Source organism: Dehalococcoidia bacterium (assembly GCA_041649635.1).
Taxonomy (GTDB): domain Bacteria; phylum Chloroflexota; class Dehalococcoidia; order E44-bin15; family E44-bin15; genus JAYEHL01.
This window is the reverse complement of the sequence record JBAZMV010000001.1, coordinates 634035-650056: the sequence shown is the minus strand read 5'-3', so window position 1 is coordinate 650056 and position 16022 is coordinate 634035. Positions and strand designations below refer to the sequence as shown.

The 16022-nt window shown below is 54.7% G+C and carries 14 protein-coding genes; 12 read left to right on the top strand and 2 right to left on the bottom strand.

Going from position 1 to position 16022, the window contains the following annotated elements; genetic code table 11:
- Window positions 1-159: 159 nt before the first annotated feature.
- Window positions 160-1095: a PAS domain S-box protein gene (locus tag WC562_03230; GenBank protein ID MFA5055172.1), complete on the bottom strand. Its 936-nt coding sequence runs from the start codon at window positions 1093-1095 to the stop codon at window positions 160-162.
- A gap of 343 nt (window positions 1096-1438) precedes the next feature.
- Between WC562_03230 and pyrF the strand changes: the two genes are divergently transcribed.
- The 8 genes from pyrF to WC562_03190 all read left to right on the top strand — a co-directional run bounded on the left by pyrF (window position 1439) and on the right by WC562_03190 (window position 8000).
- A complete protein-coding gene (pyrF, locus tag WC562_03225; protein ID MFA5055171.1) occupies window positions 1439-2239 on the top strand; it encodes an orotidine-5'-phosphate decarboxylase in 801 nt (266 codons plus the stop codon).
- A 2-nt stretch (window positions 2240-2241) separates the two neighbouring features.
- Window positions 2242-2439: a DUF951 domain-containing protein gene (locus tag WC562_03220; GenBank protein MFA5055170.1), complete on the top strand. Its 198-nt coding sequence runs from the start codon at window positions 2242-2244 to the stop codon at window positions 2437-2439.
- A gap of 37 nt (window positions 2440-2476) precedes the next feature.
- Window positions 2477-3367, top strand: a complete 891-nt coding sequence (locus WC562_03215) for a cysteine synthase family protein (GenBank protein ID MFA5055169.1) — start codon at window positions 2477-2479, stop codon at window positions 3365-3367.
- 103 nt (window positions 3368-3470) lie between these two features.
- Window positions 3471-5159: an FAD-dependent oxidoreductase gene (locus tag WC562_03210; protein MFA5055168.1), complete on the top strand. Its 1689-nt coding sequence runs from the start codon at window positions 3471-3473 to the stop codon at window positions 5157-5159.
- A gap of 95 nt (window positions 5160-5254) precedes the next feature.
- Entirely contained in the window at window positions 5255-5740 is a 486-nt protein-coding gene (locus WC562_03205) for a thioesterase family protein (protein MFA5055167.1), read from the top strand.
- Window positions 5741-5753: 13 nt separating this feature from the next.
- A complete protein-coding gene (locus tag WC562_03200; GenBank protein MFA5055166.1) occupies window positions 5754-6290 on the top strand; it encodes a hypothetical protein in 537 nt (178 codons plus the stop codon).
- A gap of 108 nt (window positions 6291-6398) precedes the next feature.
- On the top strand, window positions 6399-6806 hold the full coding sequence (locus WC562_03195; protein MFA5055165.1) for a CAP domain-containing protein: 408 nt from the start codon (window positions 6399-6401) through the stop codon (window positions 6804-6806).
- Between the two features lie 39 nt (window positions 6807-6845).
- A complete protein-coding gene (locus tag WC562_03190; GenBank protein ID MFA5055164.1) occupies window positions 6846-8000 on the top strand; it encodes a glycosyltransferase in 1155 nt (384 codons plus the stop codon).
- 87 nt (window positions 8001-8087) lie between these two features.
- On the opposite strand, the gene WC562_03185 is transcribed toward WC562_03190, so the two are convergent.
- A complete protein-coding gene (locus WC562_03185) occupies window positions 8088-8927 on the bottom strand; it encodes a hypothetical protein (protein MFA5055163.1) in 840 nt (279 codons plus the stop codon).
- Window positions 8928-9315: 388 nt separating this feature from the next.
- Between WC562_03185 and WC562_03180 the strand changes: the two genes are divergently transcribed.
- The 4 genes from WC562_03180 to WC562_03165 all read left to right on the top strand — a co-directional run bounded on the left by WC562_03180 (window position 9316) and on the right by WC562_03165 (window position 16011).
- Complete coding sequence (locus WC562_03180) at window positions 9316-11904, top strand: FAD-dependent oxidoreductase (GenBank protein ID MFA5055162.1); 2589 nt, start codon at window positions 9316-9318, stop codon at window positions 11902-11904.
- 132 nt (window positions 11905-12036) lie between these two features.
- Window positions 12037-13719, top strand: coding sequence for an FAD-binding protein (locus WC562_03175; GenBank protein ID MFA5055161.1), 1683 nt, complete (start codon window positions 12037-12039; stop codon window positions 13717-13719).
- A 321-nt stretch (window positions 13720-14040) separates the two neighbouring features.
- Window positions 14041-14970, top strand: a complete 930-nt coding sequence (locus WC562_03170) for a hypothetical protein (GenBank protein MFA5055160.1) — start codon at window positions 14041-14043, stop codon at window positions 14968-14970.
- Window positions 14971-15006: 36 nt separating this feature from the next.
- Window positions 15007-16011 (top strand): G1 family glutamic endopeptidase, encoded by a 1005-nt coding sequence (locus WC562_03165; GenBank protein MFA5055159.1) that lies wholly within the window; start codon window positions 15007-15009, stop codon window positions 16009-16011.
- The last annotated feature ends 11 nt before the right edge of the window (window positions 16012-16022 follow it).

Sequence of the window (16022 nt, the reverse complement as noted above, 5' to 3'; positions counted from 1 at the left end):
GTGAAGTCGTTACGGATTGATCGGGATGCGTTTGTGGGTGCGGATATCATTTTACACATGAATACTTAGTCTATGATACGAGTATGCCCGGTTTAGTGAATAATTGCAACGGAATTAATGCTGTAGTATTTGCTATAAAATACTTAGTTAAGTTAAGTATTATTCTAAAGACGAAAGATAAGTTCTCAGGTTAAGTTTTTTGCTTTTCAGCCCCATCTTGATTCTCATATTGTACCTGTGGGTTTCAATGGTCCGTGGCGACATGAAAAGCGTGTCCGCGATCTCCTTGGTCGTTTTGCCCTGTTTGACCAGGTTGGCCACCTGAATTTCCGTAGGTGTGAGCTTTATGTACTTGGCGGAAATGCCGTGCAGGAAGGGCGAAGCGATGTCTTTAAGGTTTTCCTCCAAGTTATTGAGATAGGTTTGTTGTATGTCCTCCAGCCTGGTTTTTTTCAGTTTTTCCAGATAAGGCATGACGAATTCCGTGATATTGAACGTGATCTTGTCCTGTATCTCGGCCTTAACCTCTTCCACCTGCTTCAGCATAACCTTCAGCGCGGCGTTCAGCTCCTCCAGATTTAACGTGCGCTCCTTAAGCAATTTGTCGAGCTGTTCGGTATGCCTGCGCAGGAGCTCCTCCTCCCTCTTGCGGGTGCTGATATCCCTGATGATGGCCAGTATTCCTATGGTCTTGTCGTCCCTCTTTATCAGCCTGGGATTGACCTCCAGATATATCTTCTCCCCTCCTTTGCGCCTGGCTTCGAATTGGAGCACCTGTGTTGTTGAGGTCTTACCTGAGAGCAAGTTCTGTGTTTCGTCGATAAGCCTTTGCCATTCCTCCGGGCTGAGCACGTCGAATTCGTAGAACTTTTTGCCGATAGCCTCTTCGCGCCTGTAGCCGAAGATATCCTCCACCTTGTGGTTGATGTCGATTATGGTGCCGTCCGCGCCGATGTATATTATCTCGTCGTTGGCGTTCTGGAAGATGGTAGTGAATTTTGCTTCGCTCTCACGCAAGTGCTCGATAGCCTCAGAGAGTGCGGCGTTTTCCCGCTCCAGCGCCTTGATGCGTTTCTGCAATTCCTTATCGGCCATGCGAAAGTTGCCTCCTAACGCAGCGATTGATGATTTGACGCCATTTACAGGGTGACAAAAGTATCGTGTAAAAGGAGGTTAGTTGTCAACTCATTTTCGAATCCCCTGTTAGTCCCCCATACGTTGGTCGCTGGCGTAGGGGCAGGTCCTTCCAGGGAAGGAGCGCCCCTACCGGTTCATCCGTCATTGCGAGGAGGCGAAGCCGACGTGGCAATCTCGTCGTTTGTATAGCATTTAGTAAAAGGAGATTGCTCAAAGATTCAAGATAGAGAATGACTCGCAATGACAGAAAGGTTCAGTGCTTGACGCCAAACTGGCGGGGAGTTATCATCGCAGAGATACCATGAATTTCATTGATAAACTGCTGAATTCGGCCAGAAGCAACGAGAGCCTGCTATGCATAGGGCTGGACCCGGACCCGGAGCTGATGCCTGAGGGTATCAGCGTGCTGGAATTTAACGAGGCTATCGTCGAAGCTACTTACGACCTCGTCTGCGCCTATAAGCCCAATCTCGCATTCTATGAGGCTATGGGCGTCGAGGGACTCAGGGCTCTAGCGGCAACGGTCGGATGCATTCCGGACACGGTGCCGGTCATCGGAGACGCCAAGCGCGGCGATATCGGCAATACGGCCAAGGCTTACGCCAGGGCCCTGTTCGAAGGATACGGTTTCGATGCGGTGACGGTCAGCCCGTACCTCGGTGGCGATTCGATTGAGCCGTTCCTCGAATACGAAGATAAAGGCATATTCGTTCTATGCCGCACCTCCAACCCGGGCTCATCCGACCTGCAGGAATTGAATGTCGGGCAGCAGCCTTTATACGAGGTCGTAGCGCGCAAGGCTCTGGAATGGAACAAGAACGGTAATATCGGCCTCGTGGTCGGCGCAACGTATCCCGATGATATCAAACGTGTACGCAACATATGTCCCGACATGCCGATACTGATACCGGGTGTGGGCAAACAGGGCGGAGACCTGGCTGCTGCGGCGCGCAACGGCGTCGACGCAAATAAAGAGAAAGCTATAATCAACTCCTCGCGCGGCATAATATTCGCGTCAAAGGGTAAGGATTTCGCCGAGGCGGCGCGCGTTGAGGCCATGAAGATGCGCGATGAGATCAATCGCTGTCTGAAGGGCGGCTAGCGGTGGAGGTAAATATTGGGGATGTGGTTCGCTTCAGCAAGGCGCACCCGTGCGGCGGGGACCGATGGCTGGTGGTGCGGACGGGCGTCGACATCGGCATCAAGTGCGAAAAGTGCGGCCGCCGCGTGATGATGGAGCGACCCGAGTTCGAGAGGCGAGTGAAAGAAGTCGTATCGCGCGGCAGTGTCGATAGTAAATAATCAGCCGCAGTTTATTGACATAATGGAGAAGGGGTAAATGAAAAAGAATAGTTTCGGCGTGCTGGACGCCATCGGTAATACGCCTATCGTGAAGATAGAGAATATCTACGCCAAGCTGGAGAGCGTGAACCCCAGCGGCAGCATCAAGGACCGGGTCGCCCTCGGTATAGTCGAGGACGCCGAGCGCAGGGGCGAGCTCAAGAAGGGATACACCATCGTAGAGGCCTCCAGCGGCAACACCGGCATATCGCTGGCCATGGTGGCCATGGCCAAGGGCTACAATATGATCGTGGTCATGCCGGAGAACATGAGCGAGGAGCGCAAGCAGATGATGCATGCCTTCGGGGCCGAGCTGGTGCTGACCTCCAAGGCCGGCAGCCTGCATGAGGCCATTCAGCGCGCGGAGGAGATCGCCAAACGGCCGAAGCATTTTATCGCGCGCCAGTTCTCGAACCCGGCCAACGTGAAGGCGCAGGAGAAGACCGGCAGGGAGATACTGGACCAGATAGGGCCTGTCGATGCGGTCGTGGCGGGCGTGGGCACGGGCGGCACGCTCATGGGCATATCGAACGTGATGCGCAAGGCCAATCCCGATGTCAAGGTCATCGCAGTGGAACCGGAGGAGGCATCGGTGATGTTCGGCGGCAGCGATGTGCGAATCGAGGAGCATAAGATACAGGGCATCGGCGACGGCTTTATCCCCAAGATCGTCGATATGAGCAAAGTCGATAAGGCGGTCACCATAGGCAGTAAGGAGGCCGTTGATATGGCGCGAAAACTGTGCCGCAAGTACGGGCTCCTCGTGGGCATCAGCGCCGGGGCCAACGTCGACGTGGCGCTGAAAATGTCCAAGAAGTACGAGAAGGTAGTCACTGTTCTTCCCGACCGCGGCGAGCGCTACCTGAGCATGGATTTGTTCAAGTATTAGGTCGATTTAAAAAATAATCCTCTTTAATCCCATAATTCGATTTCGAGATAGGGCGATCACAAGGATCGCCCCTACATTTGGATGACGAAACGGGAGGCTCGATATGGCACAGGCGCAGGAGTATCTGGTAGACGTGCTGGTGGTCGGGTCCGGTGGGGGAGGGATGACGGCGGCGCTGGCCGCGGTCGATGCCGGTCTCAGCGCCATCGTAATCGAGAAAAGCCCGGTCTACGGCGGCTCCACGGCCATGTCCGGCGGGGCCATCTGGATTCCCAACAATCATCTGATGCCGCGCGCCGGCGTCAGAGACTCGGCCGACGAGGGGCTGGCCTATCTCAAGTCGATCACTAAAGGGGTGGTGTCGGATCAGCGGCTGCGCGCCTACGTCGAGAATGGCGCCGAGATGGTGCGATATCTGGAAGAGAACAGCCGCGTACGTTTTCAAGTCGTCCCCGGCTACTCGGACTACTACCCCGATGTCGCCGGCGCTAAATGGGAAGGCGGACGCACCATAGAGCCCGTTCCCTTCAGCGCGTGGAAGCTGGGCGCGGAGCGTAAACTGATGCGCCCGCTGCATCCCCAGGCGCGGCTGATGGGCCGCATCATGGCCACGGCCTATGATGCCCACCGCATGATGGACACCTCGCTCAAGGGACGCATGGTGACGGCCTCTATATTCGCACCGTATTTCGTCAACCCGGCGCGGTTCATTACGCCGTCCGATACGCGCCTGACGCTGGGCAACGCCACCATCGGCCGCCTGCGCATTTCGCTCGTGGATAGAAAGGTTCCTTTGTGGCTGAACACATCGGCGAAGCATCTGCGTATCGAGAACGGCCGCGTCAGCGGCGTCGAGGCGGAAAAGGAAGGACGTTCGATACTTATCAAAGTAAAAAAAGGCGTGATACTGGCAGCGGGCGGTTTCGCCCGTAATAAAGCTATGCGCGAGAAGTATCAGAAGCCTCCCGTATCGGACCGATGGACGGTGGCCTCGTTTGACGATAGCGGCGACGCAATTCAGCTGGGGCTTGAGGCTGGCGCAGCACTCGATTTGATGGATGACTCCTGGTGGATGCCGACAACGCTGGTGCCGGGGGACGAGATGGCGCAGATGATAATACCGGAGCGCTCGCTGCCGCGCTCAATCATCGTCAATAATAGGGGAAGGCGCTTTACCAACGAGGCCGGCCCGTATATCGATGTGAGCAACGATCAACTGAAAAATCACGCTGAGACCGGCGGCGCTATCCCGGCGTATATGATCGTCGACGCGCGCTACCGCAGGAAGTATCCGCTGAGTCCCATGCTGCCGTTCGTAACGCCGAAGAGATATATCGAAAACGGCTATCTTAAGGTTGCAGATACAATCGAGGGGCTTGCTGGTAAGTGTGGCATCGACGCGGCGGGGCTGGCGGATGAAATATCTAAATGCAACCGCTACGCCGTCACCGGGCGAGACGACGATTTCCACCGCGGAGAGAGTTCGGTCGATGTATACTACGGAGACCCGGCTTCGCAATTGAACCGATGCTTTGGGCCCATAGACACGCCGCCGTTCTATGCGGTGGAGATATGGCCCGGCGATCTGGGCACCAAGGGCGGCATGGTCACCGATGAGCTCGCCCGCGTGTTGCGCGAGGACGGCTCTCCTGTCGCCGGCCTGTACGCCACGGGCAACTGCGCCGCCTCCGTCATGGGCCGCTCTTACGGCGGCGCCGGCGCTACGATAGGCCCGTCGATGGTCTTCGGGTGGATAGCTGCGCGGCACGCGGCGGGGATAGCTGTTAGATAGGGGCACGGCGCGCCGTGCCCGTACGTGTAGGAGCGAATAATCATTCGCCCTAATTGGTATAATAAGCGTCGGAAAATCTATCGAGGAACGAAAGAATGAAAGACGACAAACTGCCTATTTTCGACAATGAGAAGAGCCAGGAGATGAAAGGCGGCATGGCGCTGCTGACGAGGTATCATCCCTTTCATGAGCTAATGGGCATGACCGTTGAGCCCACGGAGGACGACAGCGTTCGCATCCGGTTTCCCATGCGCGACGATCTCTGCGGGCATCCCGGGCTGGGGATACTATACGGCGGGGTTATCTCCTGCATGCTGGATATCATCGGTGGGGCGGTGGCTTCATGGCATCGCATAAAAGATATCAAAGACCATCCGCTGGAGGAACAGCTCAAGAGGATGAGCGTCATCCGCACCATCGATCTGCGGGTCGATTATCTACGGCCAGGCAAAGGCAAGGAGTTTACCGTGACCGGCTCCATCCTGCGTGAGGGAAAGAAGGTGCTGGTGGAACGGATGGAGCTAAAGAACGAGGAGGGCAGCCTCATCGCCGTGGGAATCGGATCGTTCATGGTGGGATAAAGGAGGGAGAACAATGCTGAATCGTTCCATCGTTCACACATGCGGTCATATTGAGTGGCATTCGTTTGAATCGGGCATATTCGGCCGCGTTTCGAGAGATGAGATAGAACGCCGGTTCAGCGAATTGGCGCAGCAGCCCTGCAAAAGCTGCGCTAGCAGCGGTTCCAGCGACACCTTCGGCAGCATATCAGATGAAAGCGCTGCCATGTCGGATATAAGGGATATGGTGAAGTCGTTCGTGAGTAACAGGGAATGGGACAGGTATCGCAACCCCGGGGATGTGGCCGTCGCTATAGCGGAGGAGGCCTCGGAACTGCTGGAGCAATTTCAGCGTGTTTCGGAAGGCGAGCAGGGCGGGACGGATGTTGACGCGGAGAATAGGGCGAAGCTGGAGGGCGATCTGGCCGATTTATTCATATGCTGCCTGATTTTCGCGGATGCCCTCGGCATAGATATTGCCAGGGCCGTGGAAGATAGGGCCAGGCTTAATTCCGCCAGGCCAGCAACAAGCCCGGAGAAAGGCGACTACACAAATCTGTCCAACATATGATTATCGATTCTAACCATATATGTCGATATGTCGGCGGGTAAGTCTTTTCAAAACCCCCGGCATGTATTATCCTGTTCTAATGTTTTATAGAATGTAAGAGAAGAAGAAATGCTGCTGCTTGATACACTGGTGAATCCCAAGAGGCTTGTGATAGAAGAGATCAACGACAGGCGTGGCGAGAACAACGTACATCCTTTGTACAGGATGGAACTGCTGGATAAGATCGCCTGGCGCCACGTTAACTACATGGCCGAGAGGAAAACCATAACCCATTTCGGTTTCAAGAGGAGGGCGCGTTTCATAAATAAGATGGTGGGCAACTCGTATGTGGGGGAGAACTGTTGCAAGTATCCGAGCAAGGTCTACAACAGGCGCGTCATCAAAAACATATTCGACGGATGGATGAGGTCGGAAGGGCACAAAAGGAATATCCTCAATCCGGTTTACACCAGCACGGGAATAGGCTGCGTTATCAAGAACGGATGCATTTATATCGTGCAGATATTTATGGGTTGACCCGCGCGGGGCGTTACGGCTGAAAAGAATTGATTCCGGATGTCTAAGAGAATCGCGTTCCTCGGAAAGTATTACCCCATCGAAGGCGGCAGCGCGTCTGCGACCTACTGGATGGCGCGAGGGTTGGCTAAGAGGGGGCATGATGTCCATATAATCGCCGACGCGTGGGAGGCGTCCGGCTCCTATCAGATAATGAACGAGAGCGAGCCTGCCGAGAAACTGCCGAACTTATTCATACATCGCTCCGAGCAAGAAATCCCCTGGCACATACCGGAATACGATGAACAGCCCCTGGCGCTCCTGGATCTGACTCTCGATGTAATAGCGAAGCATAATATCGAAATACTCGATACGGGATACCTCGCGCCTTACGGCATGGTCGGTCACGTAGCTCAGCGCATTACCGGAGTGAAACATGTGGCGCGCCACGGCGTATCGGATATGGAGGAATTCTTTAAGAAAGGTCTATTTAAAGCACTTCTGCAGGGGGCGATCAAGTGCGCCGATGCCGTGGTGACGGACGAACGTTATGCCGGCGTATTCAGGCCGCTCAACGGCAATACCCATGTGCTGAATCCGTACGTTGTCGATGCCGAATCCTTCGTTCTTCCTTACACCGGCGGAGATAGAAAGCACATCGCCGCCGCGGGCAAGGTCAACTACTACTGGGACCGCAAGGGTATGCAGCATATTTGCGACCTTATGCACAACCTTGTCGATGACTTCAACTGCACGCTGGTGCACCAGGGCCTCGGACTGGAGGAGATACAGAAATTGCTGGGCAGGAACACGATAAGGGAGTTCAACTGGCCCGGGTTCATGGCGCCGTGGCAGATGCCGTCCTTCCTGAGCGGTCTCGATGCGTTGTTTGTCCTCAAGAAACCGGAACCCCATTCGCCGGTATCCAACCTGGCCCTGGAGGCTCTATGCGCCGGTGTGGGCATCATTACCGATGACGCTGATTTCAGCAGACATTACGAAAACCTCGTCTCCACCAACGAGGATCAGGTTCTGTTGATCAACCCTGAGGAGATATTTTCAACTTCGAGGGCTATCACTAACTGGCTCACCGATAAGTGGGTCAGGCAGCCCGCCGCGCAGAAGGTGGCCTTCTCGGATTACGTCGCTGCCAGGGAGAGGATTTACGAAGGCCTCGGCGAGACACGCCTGTCGAACATGGACGTTTATAGATAAGCTGTTATCAGAATATTTATCCTGTGAAAATAGGTAGGGGTACGGCACGCCGTACCCCTGAAATTTTATCGGCTAGAGAATATTTCACTAATTCCAGAAGAACCGCGCGCTGATAATCTTCTTGGTCTTTGGGCTGAACTCAAAGAACACCGCCCCGTGCTTCGAGCTGCCCCCCGCGGTCACGTCGACCGACCCCGAGGTGAACCAACCTCCCGAGCGCAGGTTCTTGATCTCCAGCTTCACGTCCTTGCCAGCCCCCTTGAGGAAATCGCTCGCTGGTATGGCCTTGCTGCCCACAGGGAATTCGATCGTCGCACCGGAGTCGAACATCTTTGTGAAGGCGGCCTCGTCTTTAGCATTGACGGCGGCGGCGAAGGCGTTGGCTGATTTGATACCCTTACCGAGTATGCCCTTGTACATGGCGCCCAGGTACTCAATGATTCGCTTCAGTCCCTGCACCTTGATCATGGTATAGAACTGCATTGCGGAGCCGGTCATGCCTTTGAGCCCGTTTTTCGTCATAAGCGATATAGCGTTCTTGCCGAAGTTCCAGTGCGCGCGCAGGCTCTCTATCTTGAGCTGGCCGCCCTCCTCGACTACTTTATAGAGGAGGAAACAGTGCACTATGGTGATGGCACTGTTGGGCAGGGTGGTGTTTATCGAGACCTCGCGCATCATCTCGTCGCCGACGACGATGTCCTGGTGCACATCGAACTTTATGGTGTTGGGCCCGATGAAGATGTCGTAGAAGCGGCCCAGGGCGTCCTTTCCCTTGCGCATGTCCTTACCTTTGCGGTTGGGTCCTGCGCCCACCGGGTCCTGCACGATTGCGTTAGTTGAAAAAAGATTGAGCCAGCCCTCGCGGTCGTGCTTGCCCACCAGGTCCGGCGATGCGTTAACCAGCGCGATTATCTTATCCTTGTCCATGCACTTCCTCCTCAAATTATTGTTAATGAAAGGGGATCAATCCCCCTAATATCCCCCTGGAAGGGGGAAACAATATCCGAACCCCCTGGTAGTTCCCTATACGTTGGGGGACTTAAAGAGAATTGGGGGACACCCCCAAACCCCCGCCAGAGGGTGCTCCCTCTGGACTTCCCTTTTGCTAAGTAGGGGCGAGGGCACCTCGCCCTTGCGGTTATAGCGTCGAGCCGACTTCGCCCTCCCCTCAGGGTTAGCATTTTGAACGCTTTGGGCCCCTTGACTATACAGCGTCGACCGTAGAAAATATAGCGGTCGTGTCGCTCACTTATTGTCGATGCTACATTATTTCTCAGGCGATGGCTCTTAGTCAATGGCTTAAGGAGGAATGAAAATGGTTGAGTTTCTGTCGGATGAGTGGTTCAGTAAAGTTACCGAGATGTACAAGAGCGCCGGCGACCTGCAGATGCCGGACTCCCTGACCAGCGTTACGGTGAATCTCACCGTACGGACTTCCAGGGGAGAGGTCAGGATGGCCATGAACAGGGGCATCATCCAGAAGGGCTTCGTCGAGGGCGGCGATGTGGACATGTCCATGCCGGCCGAATATGCCTATAAGATACTGGTGCTCAACGACTGGTCCGTGGGCATGCGCGGCTACATCAAGCGCCATATCAAGCTCTCCGGCAAAATGGCGAAACTCATTCCCTTGCAGGCTTACAAGCCGAGCCAGCCGACGGTCGAGTTCTGCAATAAGATAGCCGATTTCACTGATTTCGAGGGACAGGCTGCGGCGGCCCCGCAAGCCAAGACGGCCGAGGTCCGGGCTCCGAAAGAGGGCGGCGGCGCTCGACAGGTGCAAAGCGTGACGGCTTCGCCGGAGGTGAAGAAGGTAAGCGGCGGACCGAAGCTAAGCATGCTGATGTCGCCTTGGAAGTTCGGCTCTATAGAGATAAAGAACCGCCTGGTCATGTCGCCGATGACGCTGGTCTGGGCCAACCCGGACGAGACGCCGTCGGACAGGCAGATAAATTACTGGGCCGAACGTGCGAAAAATGGCGTCGGCCTTATCGTCACCGAAATGAACTCCGTGGATCCGCTGCACAGGTACCAGCCGCTTTCGGTAGGCCTGCACAGCGATTTCCAGATAGAGAAGCACAAGCGGCTCACCGATGCCGTGCACCAGTACGGCGCCAAGATAATCCCCCAGCTCACGCACCCCGGCCCCGAGTCGCTGGCTCCCTTCCTTGAGGGCCACCCCTGCATCGGGCCCTCGGTGAACCGCTCCGAGTCCACGCAGCAGGTCTGCCGCGAGCTGGCGGACGACGAGCTTCCCGCGCTTATCGAGATGTTCGCCCAGGCGGCGCGTCGGGCGCGCGAAGCCGGATACGACGGCATCGAAGTGCATATGGCGCATAACTATTGTTTGCTCGGTTCCTTCCTTTCGCCGCTGCGCAACAAGCGCGAGGAGGGGCCTTATGTCGGCCATACCATGGAGGGGCGGCTGAAGCTGTCGCTGGATACCATCAAGCGCATCAGGGAGGTCGTCGGCAGGGACTTCCCGATGACGGTGCGCATCTCCGGCGATGAGAACATCGGCGGCGCCAACGGACGCGATATGACGGACACTCAGCGCATCGCCCCGATGATCGAGGCCGCGGGCGTGGATTGCTTCCACGTCTCCGGCGGCGTTATCTCCTCCCTCGTCGATCAGATCATAGCAGGTGCCAACTATAAGTGCGGCTTCAACGCGCCGGCGGCGCACGCCATAAAGGAGGTCGTCTCCGTGCCTGTGATGCCGGTGGGCTGCATACACGACCCTGTTTATGCCGAGCAATTGTTGCAGGCAGGGTGGTGCGACGCCGTTGTTATGGGGCGGCCGTTCCTGGCCGATCCGGAATTGACGAAGAAGATAATGGAGGACAGGCTCGACGATATCCGCCACTGCGTGCGCTGTCTCACCTGCGTGGACTCGCTGATGAAGCTGGAGGACGTGCACTGCGCTGTCAACGCGCGCATGGGCAAGGAGGAGGAGTGGCCCATCGACGGCAAGACGGCTAATCCTAAGAAGATAACGATCGTGGGCGCGGGTCCCGGCGGCATGGAGGCGGCCCGTGTGGCAGCCGCGCGCGGGCACAAGGTTACGCTCTACGACAGGCACAAGAGGCTGGGTGGGGCGCTGGTCACCGCCTGCACGGTGCATCCCGATAACGAGACTCTTCTCGATTATCTCATGGTACAGATCAAGAAGCTCCCTATTGACATAAAGCTAGGCGTCGAGGTGACGCCGGATATGGTCAAGCGCGAGCAGCCCGATGTCCTTATCGATGCCAGCGGCGGCAAAGTGGTCACGCCGCAGATCGAGGGCAGTGACCTGCCTCATGTCATCACCGGGCCCATGCTGCACAAGATGATGTACGGCGAAGTGCCCAAGGACGGCGCCGGGAAGATACCGGCCTGGATGAAGGTCGGGCTCGGGGTCGGCGGCGGGCTCATGCAGAAGATGATTACACCGCAGCGCATCCAGAACATGACGCAGTCCTGGCTGCCGCTCATCGGCAACAGAGTCGTGGTCGTGGGCGCGGACCTGGCGGCTATCGAGTCCGCCGAGTTCATCGCTCAGCGCGGGCGCACCGTGGCGGTCATCGATTCGCCCGAGGTGCTGGCGCCCGAGGTCGGGGATAAGCGGCGCGCCGAGCACATCGAGCGCCTGCGAGATGTGGGCGTCACCATGCATACGAATTGTGAGGTCACCAGAATAACGAAGGAAGGCGTGTGGTTCAAGCCGGAGTACGGCGATGCGGAGCACATGATCCGGGCCGATACGGTGATCATCGCCGGCACCATCGATCCCAAGACCGAGCTGTACGAGGCATGCAAGGGTTTTGTGCCCGCTTCGTTCACCGTGGGCGACGTCTCCGGACTGGGCCTCATCGACAAGGCCATCCGTGAGGCCAACGAGGTGGTTTACGGGCTGGGATAACCGTCGTTTTTATTGAGATTGATATGTAGGGGCAATTCATGAATTGCCCCTACTGTTTTCATCCCTCGGAATTGACAAACGTTGTATGCCCCTTTACGCTATTCGGGAACGACGCTCGCAAGGGAGGCCGCTATGGCGCAGGCATGGGAATATACGACTGATATCCTGGTTATCGGCTCGGGCGGCGGCGGCATGGTCGCGGCCCTCGCTGCCAGCCATCTGGGCAGCAAAGCTCTCATAATAGAGAAAGGCTCCGTTTACGGTGGCTCGACGGCCATGTCCGGGGGCGCAATGTGGGTGCCGAACAATCACCTGATGAAGCAGGAAGGGTTGAGCGATTCGTCGGATGAGGGACTGGCTTACCTCAAGGCGATAACGGGCGGCAAAGTCCCCGAGGATCGTATGCGCGCCTACGTCGAAAACGCGCCGGAGGTCGTTAAATGGCTGGAGGAGCACAGCCGGGCGCGCTACCGCGTGGTGCACGGCAGCTCCGATTTCTATGCCGACGCCGCGGGGGCCAAGTCTCAGGGCGGCCGCACCATAGAGCCGGTGCCCTTCAACGGCTGGAAGCTCGGTAAACTTCGGGCGCAGATACGCGGCCTGCACCCGCAGGTGCTGGTCTTCGGGCGCATCATGGTCAGCCTGTACGACGCCCATGTCCTGCTGGACACGTCGATGCGCGGGCGCAAAGCGGCATTTAAGAATATCGCCCTGTATGCGCTGAACCCGATGCGCACTTTCTCCAAGACCGATACACGCCTGAACATGGGCAACGCGGCCATCGGCCGCCTGCGCCTGTCGCTGGCTGAGCGCGAAGTGCCGCTGTGGCTGAATACCGCAGCTAAACGGCTCATCGTCGATGGCGGCCGCGTCGTCGGGGTCGAAGCAGAGAGGGAAGGGAAGTCGATAACGATAAAGGCCGACAAGGGTGTTATCATCGCCTCCGGCGGTTATCCGCGTAACGCAGCGATGAGGGATAAATACAGTCGAAAACCTATAAGCGATAAATGGACGGTGGCCTGCCCGGAGAATGCGGGAGACGCCGTGGGCATGGGTATCGAAGCAGGGGCGGCCCTGGGAGCAATGGAGGAGGCGTGGTGGATACCGACGTCGCTTGTACCCGGAGCCCCGCTGCCCATGATGATACTGGTGGAGCGCTCGCTTCCCGGCTCCATGATCGTGAACAAGAAGGGCAAGCGCTTTACCAACGAGGCTGGCCCGTTCACCGATATCGTAAAGGCGCAGTACGCCGATCATGCCAAGACGGGATGCTCCATACCGGCTTATTTAATCGTCGACAAGCGCTTCCGCGGCAAGTATCCCCTGAGCCCCATGATACCGGGCTACACCCCCAAGAAATATATCGAGAACGGCTATATTAAGGTGGGCAATACTATCGAGGAGTTGGCCGGCAAATGCGGCATAGACGCGACGGGACTAGCGGCTGAGTTGCGTCGATTTAACGAATTTGCAGCTAAGGGCAGTGACCTCGATTTCCACAAGGGGGAGAGTCCGGCCGACCGCTACTTCGGCGACCCGGCGGCTAAGCCCAACCCCTGCCTGGGCGCAATAGACACGCCGCCGTTCTATGCAGTCGAATTATGGCCCGGCGATATCGGCACCAACGGCGGGCTGAGGACGGACGCCAGTGCCCGCGTCCTGCGCGCGGACGGCTCTGCGATCAGCGGCCTGTACGCCGCGGGCAACTGCGCCGACGCGGTGACGGGTAACGCGTATCCGGGGGCGGGGGCGACTATCGGGATATCGATGGTTTTCGGTTACATAGCGGCGAGGCATGCGGCGGGAAGCAAGTAGATAGGTGCACGGCGCGCCGTGTCCGTACGAGGTTGGTAGTGCTTCAAGTTTCAATATCTCCTTGGGGGCACCGAAGTGTTTTTTCACGAATGAATCTGCGGCGAATTCATGATTAACAATGATTATAGCCACATACCTTGATAAGCGGGGTAATTAGTTTTACATCCAGTGCCTGAAGCTAAGATGCTCGTCACATTAACTCTGTAAGTGGTACAGCTACTAGGGGCAAGTCAGCTTGACAAACACCTTTTATTGGTATAGTATGTTGACACCTATCTATATAAAATTGACACAATAGGGTATGTTTGAAAAAAGGTAAAAATGAAAAGGTTATTAATCCCAATATTGTTAATGGCTGTGATTATCTCTGGATGTAGCAATGGCTCTACATCTCAACTTACACCTACACCTACTCCTACCCTTACCTCTAATCCTGTTGCTCAGGAAATCATATCAAAATCCGTATCTGCTATGGCTAACATTTCTTTGTGTCATATGAGTATATGTGTGAAATATGTAGATGGGCTTCTCTTATGTCACAATATGGGAGATGTTAATGATAGTACTGTAATACTGTTGAATAGTACAGAAATTACCGGTAGCAGTGGTACAAAAGAAATCACGGTTAATGAGAGCTATCCAAGTGGTTTTATTGCCACAGTATTCAATTTGACTGCTGCCAATGGAGAGTGGTCTGCAACTCAGAGCGAGGGTGACTGGCAAATCGATGGAAGTCCAGTCATTACTTTAAATGGTTCGTATGATAGGTGGGTACCCAGTGATCAATATCCTCAGGCGATCCACTTGATTGAAAATGGCACACAAGTTATTTTTCTAGCCGATGAAACTATCGATGATATCGAATGCTACACCATAAATATGGTTCCATCTAAGGAAGACTTGATCAACTGGGTTTATTCGCAGGAGCAACCGCAACCATTCGGTGATTTACATGTCACATGGTTTCATACTGATACAATTGCCAGACAGAAGGACATTTACAATATCTCATGTACCGGTAGTCCGCTTACTGTGTGGATAGATAAGAGCACCTATCAAGTGGTCAGAGTCAATATTAGCGCTACCTTTGAGGTATTACCAGAGCATTTGACCTTAGCAGATTTTGGCGGTGGAATCGGTGGTGGTAACGAGCAACAGAATATGAGTGCGGCATGTACTGAATCCACGTGCGAATTTTGCAAAATTTATCGATATTTTTATAGTCAAATGGACTTTAGCACAAATCAGTAGAAATGTAAGTGTTAAAACAAAAAGGAGGGCGAAAAAATGAAGAAGGTCTTTTGGTTACTTCCGGTTGTGGCTATGCTAATAGCATCTCTTGCAGTTTCACTGCCTGTGTCCGCTGCTTCTCCTATGACTGTACCACTGGGAACTGTTGTAGATTTACCACAGCCACCAGATGGGTTTATTCCTCTAACAGCTTCTGATGCAGATCTTGCAAAATATGGCCTTCCGCCAAGACCAACAAATCCCGCCGATTTAAGGGAATGGAATAACGTGATGTCTCATGCCAAGACATATGTCAAAGGTGCTGATGTAATTGGTAACGACCCAAGCGTTGGTTTTGGAACGATTACTAATAGTTATAGTAAACCCAGGTGGACTGGATTTCGTGCCAGTCCATCTTTGAACCTTGTTGGTGGTCAACAACCAGTTACTTATCCAGGAATAGTATGGAGTTACATCCAGGTCCCATATAATGTTCCTACTAATGATGGAGCTGCCTGCTTCTGGGTTGGGTTAGATGATAATTATATCGTCTTTATGGATCAAGCTGGTTTTGCTTGTAGCACGAACCTATACAAACAAACTGGATGGCAGTCGAATTATTGCCTATTCTACTGTTTTGCTAGTGTTGGCAACATAGCACCTCGTTGGATAAGATACTTTAATATATATCCGGGTGACACAATTTATGTCTCAGTCAACGACTGTACCTCAGGCACTGGATATTACACTTGGATAGATGTTACTCAAGGAACATACACTACGAGGCAATTGACTCACTCCAATTTGTTGAGCACACATGCTAATGCAGATTATATCTACGAATCTGAGGAAGGTTTACCGATATGTAATCCTTGGGGTTCAACCAGCTTCTGGGGTTGTCAGTTCAGAGTCACAACCGGATCAAGCTACTCGTTCCCGTATTTTAACGACTGGAACTTGTATCGTATGATCATGGGAAGTCCGTCACACATATATGGTTATGCCTATAATCCGACTACTATAAATGGAGAACCTGGATTTACGGTACAGAGCTTCCAGTAGTTTTAAGTTGA

What these genes read in the sequence shown, in the direction of transcription:
- WC562_03230 (MFA5055172.1), bottom strand. Translation starts at nt 1,095, where the DNA reads ATGGCCGATAAGGAATTGCAGAAACGCATCAAGGCGCTGGAGCGGGAA.
- pyrF (MFA5055171.1), top strand. Translation starts at nt 1,439, where the DNA reads ATGAATTTCATTGATAAACTGCTGAATTCGGCCAGAAGCAACGAGAGC.
- WC562_03215 (MFA5055169.1), top strand. Translation starts at nt 2,477, where the DNA reads ATGAAAAAGAATAGTTTCGGCGTGCTGGACGCCATCGGTAATACGCCT.
- WC562_03210 (MFA5055168.1), top strand. Translation starts at nt 3,471, where the DNA reads ATGGCACAGGCGCAGGAGTATCTGGTAGACGTGCTGGTGGTCGGGTCC.
- WC562_03205 (MFA5055167.1), top strand. Translation starts at nt 5,255, where the DNA reads ATGAAAGACGACAAACTGCCTATTTTCGACAATGAGAAGAGCCAGGAG.
- WC562_03200 (MFA5055166.1), top strand. Translation starts at nt 5,754, where the DNA reads ATGCTGAATCGTTCCATCGTTCACACATGCGGTCATATTGAGTGGCAT.
- WC562_03195 (MFA5055165.1), top strand. Translation starts at nt 6,399, where the DNA reads ATGCTGCTGCTTGATACACTGGTGAATCCCAAGAGGCTTGTGATAGAA.
- WC562_03190 (MFA5055164.1), top strand. Translation starts at nt 6,846, where the DNA reads ATGTCTAAGAGAATCGCGTTCCTCGGAAAGTATTACCCCATCGAAGGC.
- WC562_03185 (MFA5055163.1), bottom strand. Translation starts at nt 8,927, where the DNA reads ATGGACAAGGATAAGATAATCGCGCTGGTTAACGCATCGCCGGACCTG.
- WC562_03180 (MFA5055162.1), top strand. Translation starts at nt 9,316, where the DNA reads ATGGTTGAGTTTCTGTCGGATGAGTGGTTCAGTAAAGTTACCGAGATG.
- WC562_03175 (MFA5055161.1), top strand. Translation starts at nt 12,037, where the DNA reads ATGGCGCAGGCATGGGAATATACGACTGATATCCTGGTTATCGGCTCG.
- WC562_03170 (MFA5055160.1), top strand. Translation starts at nt 14,041, where the DNA reads ATGAAAAGGTTATTAATCCCAATATTGTTAATGGCTGTGATTATCTCT.
- WC562_03165 (MFA5055159.1), top strand. Translation starts at nt 15,007, where the DNA reads ATGAAGAAGGTCTTTTGGTTACTTCCGGTTGTGGCTATGCTAATAGCA.